We start from the raw sequence: 5,905 nt of genomic DNA, 5'->3' as shown, positions 1-5,905 counted from the left end.
CCCTCGGGGTTTGGGGTTTTGGGGACGGCCGGGGAGCCGCGGTTCCTCCCTCCCCCCTAGCCAGCCGCCGCCCGCCTGCAAATCCCGCCCGGCGAGAACATGCGGTGCCTCCGCCCAACGGCCCAGAGGGTCAGCTTCCCGCGCGTGGAATTCGTCGCGGTTGCCAGCCAGCACCAGCTTCCAGCGCGGATGGCAATCAAGGGCGATGGCGACAACACACATGCCGCGCCTATCGCCCAGCCCGCGACGAAAAGCGAGAGGGGACGGCAAATGGATGCACGATTGCGGGTTCAGCCCAGGCTTTCGACAATCAGGTCCGCCTTGCCATAAGGCTTGATGAGGGCACCGGCCTCCTTCCAATCGGCTCGCAACCATTGTTCCTGCGCGCTTTCATCCAAAAGCGCCGGCATGCTGGAAGGGGCTTTGCCGCCCTCGACGGGCAGCAACGCATGGCTTGGCTCGGTGGTCAGCATTGCAAAGACCGGCATATCTGTAAAGGCGCGCCAGATGCCGGCGGCGGCAAATGCCGTCCGACCGCTTATGTGGCATCGTAAATGCCGGCCCTTAAGTCCAAGTGGCACAACAAAGGAGGTCAACGGGATCAGACAACGCAACCCCGCATGCCGCAGATTGCCAATCCAGAACGGACTTTCCAGATTGCGCACATGGCTGACCCAGCGCATCGCGCCCGGTGGTGTCATTTCCGCGGACTGGCCGGGCGCAGGATAGCCCCAGTGCATCGGCCGGATCACTTTGTGCCCGGTGCTGCCTGCACGGACAATGACCGGAGCAAACTGTCCGGGCTGGATATCCCCTCCCGCCCAAGGGTCAGGTCCGGCATCGGCCCTGAATATAGTAGCAACGGCTTCGGACGGCAGATCGAGTGAGCAAGTCAATACCATGCGCCCATTAAGCGAAGCTCGGCACCGCTGCAAAGCCTTCGCTGGATCAGCCGCGCGGCTCCGAGCGCCTATCCAACCCTGATCGGCGGTCACCACCTGATCGCCGGTCATTGCCGGAACGCCTTTCAGGGCCGCTATAGGCAGGATCGTTCACTCGGCGTCGATCTTCACCGGATCGCCGCTCTGTGCGCTGCCTGCGATCACCCTGTCGCTTGTCGTCATCACCACCCATAGTCGCCCCTCCACGGCAATACCAGAAACTGCAATACAATCTGCGACCTGCTGTTCCACCCACAATAAAGTACTAAAACCAAAGATATAGTAAAGACTGTTGCCAATTTTTGACTGAAGTCAAGGAAACCCTTCTCTTTCGAACGCATGCAAAGTGCCTTCTAAAAGGGAGTTTTTTATGTCTGACCTTTCGATTTTGCCTGTCGCCATTTTTGCCGGCATGATGGGCGCATTCATGGCCGTGATGCTGTTTGTCGTGGTGACCGACCGGGATCCTAAAAAGGGCTGATGCCTTTAATAGGCCAGTTGCACTATGACCTCGTCGCCTGCAGTCACGCCTTCTGCCTTACGCACGGCAGCCTTGACCGGCAGGAGATAGCCACCGCTCTCCTTGGAGGGAAAGACCGAGGTTTGCCATTTGGTATCGCCGATTGTCGCTGTTACGCGGATTGAGCCCCAGCCGCGCCGTTGCCCGCCCTCCAGCCGCCGCATCAGGGCAGTAGCGCGGATCGCTTCGGCCGCTTCGCCGTCAATGGTCAGAAAATGCCAGCTTGCCGGGGCTTCGGCGCTGGTCCAGATCCAGAGCGTGGCAGTGGTCTCGACGCTCTCGCTCACTGCGCCTTCCGCCGGATCGGGACCGGAATATTGCAGATATCTGCTCCGCCCGCAGGCTTTATGAAGAAGGCATCACGCCGGTTCGCACGGGCATCGGCATAGGCCGCAAAACTGGCGCTTTCGGTGGAGAGATATTCGAAGGCGGGCAAGTCAGCGATTTCATTGCCGAGGCGCACCGAGGTGATCGGAACCCGCTCCTCCTCCTGCTCGTAAAAACCCAACGGCCCCGTTCCGCGCGGCAGGCTAGAAAGATGCTCGATCCCCTCAATCACCCGCCCAACCAGCGCGATGTTGCGGTCAAGGTGGCGCGGTGCGTGACCGATGACGGTGTAGAGTTCTGCCCCGGTGCCCGTATCGGGTGACATATTTCGGCCCACGCCAACCATAGCGTAGCAATGCGTTGGCCAATTGCGTTCACTGTCGGGTGTGCCGACCCCCGCAACGGGGAAGCCTTGATGAAAGCTTGTCCACCGCGAGACATCATTTGGTGGAACAAAAAGTCCGTCTAGTGCACGCGGACGAGCAATCGACTTTGGATAAACATAGTCAGCCTCAGACACATTCACCAAACCCTCAGGCAGAGCTTTCTTCTCGGTCGCATCACCCCATTGCACGACATAATTGTCCTGCACGCGGTTGACGCTGGTGCCGTCCCACCACTTCGCCGCCACCAGCTTGCGGATATTGGCCACCCAGCCTTGGCTGAAAGGCGCGGGCATCAATTGGATGACAACGCGGCGCGCCTTGCCTTTGGCGTCGGGAGCAAGGTCCATCACCAACAGGTCGGACGGCGCAATAGCAACCCACTCTTCCGCCTGCGCCTTGGCAACGATTTCCGGCGGCGAAGGATATTCGGGTTTCGTATCCTGGGCGGACAATGGGAGCGCGGCAAAAGCGGCAGCGCAGGCGAGCAGCAAGGGCTTTTTGATCATCTGCACCTTATTGCAAAGCATCGGCGCTTGCGAAAGCAACATTCTCACGATAGGGCGCGCCATCCAGGATGCGGAGACGTGGCCGAGTGGTCGAAGGCGCTCGCCTGGAAAGTGAGTATACGGCAAAACCGTATCGAGGGTTCGAATCCCTCCGTCTCCGCCACAATGCCGTTCAGGCACGTTCCCTAAAGTTCTATTTTCCTTGCATTTCTGCAGCTTTGCGGGCATATCTGTTCCTGTTATGTTTCAATTCGTTTCCTTGTATCCTGACTCATCCGGGGGCACGCTTGGGGGCATTGATTCGCTAGTCTGGGGGCATCGATGCTAACCGAGCTTGCCATCAAGAACGCGAGGCCGCGCGATAAAGACTATAAGCTGGCCGATGCCGAAGGCCTGCACCTTTACGTCACCAAGACAGGGCACCGCAGTTGGCGGCTAAAATACCGCTTTGCAGGCAAAGAACGGCGGCTGATCCTGGGGGCTTGGCCAGAGCTGTCGTTGCGCGATGCACGCGACCGCAAGGCTGAGGCGCGCAAGCTGTTGCGCGAAGGCCGCGACCCGGGAATTGAGGCAGCGAAGTTGAGGATCGAACGGGCGGTGGCTTCTGCCAACACCTTTGAAGCTTTGGCGAGAGGCTGGTTTGCTTTGCAAGAAGGGCGCTGGACGCCGGTCCATGCAAGAGATGTGATCAGCAGTCTTGAGAAGGATGTCTTCCCCTGGGTTGGCAAATTGCCAATCACCGAGATTGACGAGCCGATGGTCCTGTCGGTGCTGCGCAAGATCGAGAAGCGTGGTGCGATCGAGACTGCGCACCGTATCCGCCAACGCATGTCAGCGGTGTTTGTTCATGCGATTGCCGAAGGTGTTGGGTCACGTGATCCAGCGGCGATTGTAACGAAAGCACTCAAGCCTGTGCCCCGTTCAAGAAAGCGTCCCGCACTGGTCACGCTTGCATCGCTTCATAATATGTTGCGCAAGACCGAATGCGAGCCTGCGTCTCCGCTCACCAAATTGGCATCACGCTTTCTGGCGTTGACTGCACAGCGACCGGGCATGATCCGTGCTCTGCCCTGGGCAGAGATAGAGAATGTCGATTGGCAAGATGATGGCCCGGCACCCGATGCATTATGGCGTGTCCCTGCCCATCGTATGAAGCTGACGCTTGATCTCAAAAGTGACGATGGCTTCGAGCATCTGGTCCCCCTGTCAGCACAAGCGGTCGACGTCTTGCGGGCTGCCTATGTCCTCACCGGCCGCGGGCCATTGGTGTTCCCCGGCAACCGTAATGCCCGCACACCGATGAGCGAGAATACATTGAGCTATTTCTACAACCGTTGCAGCTATCAGGGTCGCCATGTCCCCCATGGCTGGCGCGCATCCTTCTCGACGATCATGAACGAATGGGCGCTCGGCAACGGCACTCCCGCTGACCGTTATGTGATCGACCTGATCCTTGCCCATGTGCCCGACGGTGTATCCGGATCAGAGGGCGCCTATAACCGAGCTGCCTATCTCGACCGGCGCCGCGCGCTGCTGTCGATGTGGGCCAGCATGCTGCTCGACGGCTTCCCGGCTCCAGCCAAAATGCTCGGTTGGCCGTCGCGCTAAACGGACTTTCAGCCTAGCGGTTAGCGCGCCGCCATTCTCCAGCTTTGTTCGACATTGGCCTGCGAATATAGACGGACCTGCGCGGAAAGTTGCGACATTGGGCCCGGTATGGTGATTTATATTCAAATCAGTGAATTCGGCTCTCACAGTGCACAACAGTCGAGGAAAATCAGCGGTTTACCGATAAGTGATTTGGATTCAAATTGCGAAATCCCAGTGATTTGAAAATGATTGGAAAGTTGCCACCTCATCAAAATGGCTGGAGACCGGCAGAAAACCTGCAATTTCTCCCTACGGCTAGCTGTGTAGGGTGTGCTTGCATTTTCAGTGCTCCGAAGGTGGATTCTATGACTAAAACTGACTTGGAAAAAAGCCCATGAAACTGCGGGTTTCGACGGATTTCTTAGCCCGATTGGCGCCTGAATGGAATCGAAAACGGGAAGACATCGCCGCTTCATTTTTGGCAGTTTTCCGTCAGAGGGTCAGCAAATAGCCACATTTGATGGTCGAAACGCGAGGCGTTCTGCGCCTCTCCGCTAACCCCCTACCCTGCGAATGGCGGGTCATTTATTGTCAAATCATGGGTTGCGGTATTGGCATAAAAAAGGGCCCCGCAGCGGGTGCTCGGAGCCTTTTTGATTTGACGATCGGTGATGCTGCGGCGCTACTTCGAGCGCCGCTTCTTGGGTTCTTCCTTGGAGGCTTCCTTGGCCTTGGCGAGGAAGTCGACCTGCTCGGCAATGATCTCGCAGCCGTAACGGTCGGTGCCATTTTGATCGGTCCATTTCGTGTAGTGGATACGCCCTGTGACCATGATCATCGCGCCCTTGGTGACTTGCTCTGCGACGAATTTGTCAAGGCCACTGAAGCATGCGGCAGAAGGACATTATAGTCGGTATCGCGCTCGAAATGGCGAAGAGCACCTTAGTTGATTTAGAGAGACAAGGGTGGCGTTGCGTCCGCCCAAACCTACGTTCGAACTGTCGCCAATTCCTACCGCGTGAAGCTGCCCGTGCGCACCAGATCTTTGGGCGAAGAAGATCGTCCAATCCAGACCGTATAGGTCCCTTGCGGCATAACCCAATGGTTCGAAACCTCGTCCCAAACGCTCAGCGGGTGGTTGCTCGCCTTGGGATCAATCGCAATTTCGACGTCACCCGACGCACCTGCCGCCAGCTCGATCCGCTTGAACCCGATCAGACGGCGCGGTGGCTGTTTCGCGCCAATGCTGTTCGCGCTTTCGGGCAGCTGCAGATAGACTTGCACCACTTCGGCACCCGGACGCTTGCCTGTGTTGCTCACACGGGCCGATGCGACCCAGCGATCATTGGGTGCATCGAACGCCAGCTTTGGCTTTCCGACGGCAAAGCTTGTGTAAGACAGGCCATGGCCGAAAGGAAATGCCACGCACGGGTTTCGTCCCGTCTTTTCGGAGCAATTTCCGCTGACATTGGAATCATACCAGCGATAGCCGATCGCCAGACGCTCGCTATAGGTCACGGTCTGCTGCTTGCCATCGGCGGATATGGTGCCGGGGAATTGGTCGGTCTTGATAGAATCGAGAAAGGCTTTGCCTGCAACCGGGAAGGTCCCTGGCAATTTTCCCCACGGGGTGGC

At 58.1% G+C, this 5,905-nt stretch carries 6 protein-coding genes, 1 tRNA gene and 1 pseudogene; 2 read left to right on the top strand and 6 right to left on the bottom strand.

Features of this window, described 5'->3' with window-relative positions; genetic code table 11:
* The 4 genes from Q0239_RS15550 to Q0239_RS15535 form a co-directional block, all read right to left on the bottom strand.
* The coding region (locus Q0239_RS15550) for an NRDE family protein (RefSeq protein WP_298604569.1) at positions 1 to 222 on the bottom strand (222 nt) is incomplete at its 3' end.
* Positions 223 to 290: 68 nt separating this feature from the next.
* Positions 291 to 1,013, bottom strand: coding sequence for an SOS response-associated peptidase family protein (locus Q0239_RS15545; protein ID WP_298604567.1), 723 nt, complete (start codon positions 1,011 to 1,013; stop codon positions 291 to 293).
* A gap of 414 nt (positions 1,014 to 1,427) precedes the next feature.
* Positions 1,428 to 1,748: a DUF1905 domain-containing protein gene (locus Q0239_RS15540; RefSeq protein ID WP_298604565.1), complete on the bottom strand. Its 321-nt coding sequence runs from the start codon at positions 1,746 to 1,748 to the stop codon at positions 1,428 to 1,430.
* Positions 1,745 to 2,680 carry a peptidylprolyl isomerase gene (locus tag Q0239_RS15535; protein ID WP_298604563.1) on the bottom strand — a complete coding sequence of 312 codons (936 nt, stop codon included), beginning with the start codon at positions 2,678 to 2,680 and terminating at the stop codon, positions 1,745 to 1,747. Before Q0239_RS15535 ends, Q0239_RS15540 begins: the two co-directional genes overlap by 4 nt.
* Positions 2,681 to 2,752: 72 nt before the next feature.
* On the opposite strand from Q0239_RS15535, the gene Q0239_RS15530 reads away from it, so the two are divergent.
* Positions 2,753 to 2,843: transfer RNA gene (locus Q0239_RS15530), tRNA-Ser, on the top strand.
* A gap of 158 nt (positions 2,844 to 3,001) precedes the next feature.
* A complete protein-coding gene (locus Q0239_RS15525; protein ID WP_298604562.1) occupies positions 3,002 to 4,288 on the top strand; it encodes an integrase arm-type DNA-binding domain-containing protein in 1,287 nt (428 codons plus the stop codon).
* Between the two features lie 664 nt (positions 4,289 to 4,952).
* Here the strand turns inward: Q0239_RS15525 and Q0239_RS15520 are convergent.
* Positions 4,953 to 5,144: pseudogene (locus Q0239_RS15520) on the bottom strand (single-stranded DNA-binding protein); the annotation flags it as partial.
* Between the two features lie 137 nt (positions 5,145 to 5,281).
* Positions 5,282 to 5,905: glycoside hydrolase family 3 protein (locus Q0239_RS15515; RefSeq protein ID WP_298604560.1), on the bottom strand; the 624-nt coding region annotated here is incomplete at its 5' end.

The organism is uncultured Sphingorhabdus sp. (assembly GCF_937872355.1).
Classification (GTDB): domain Bacteria; phylum Pseudomonadota; class Alphaproteobacteria; order Sphingomonadales; family Sphingomonadaceae; genus Sphingorhabdus_B.
Note: the sequence above shows the minus strand (reverse complement) of the source record. Positions and strands in the feature narration are given on the sequence as shown.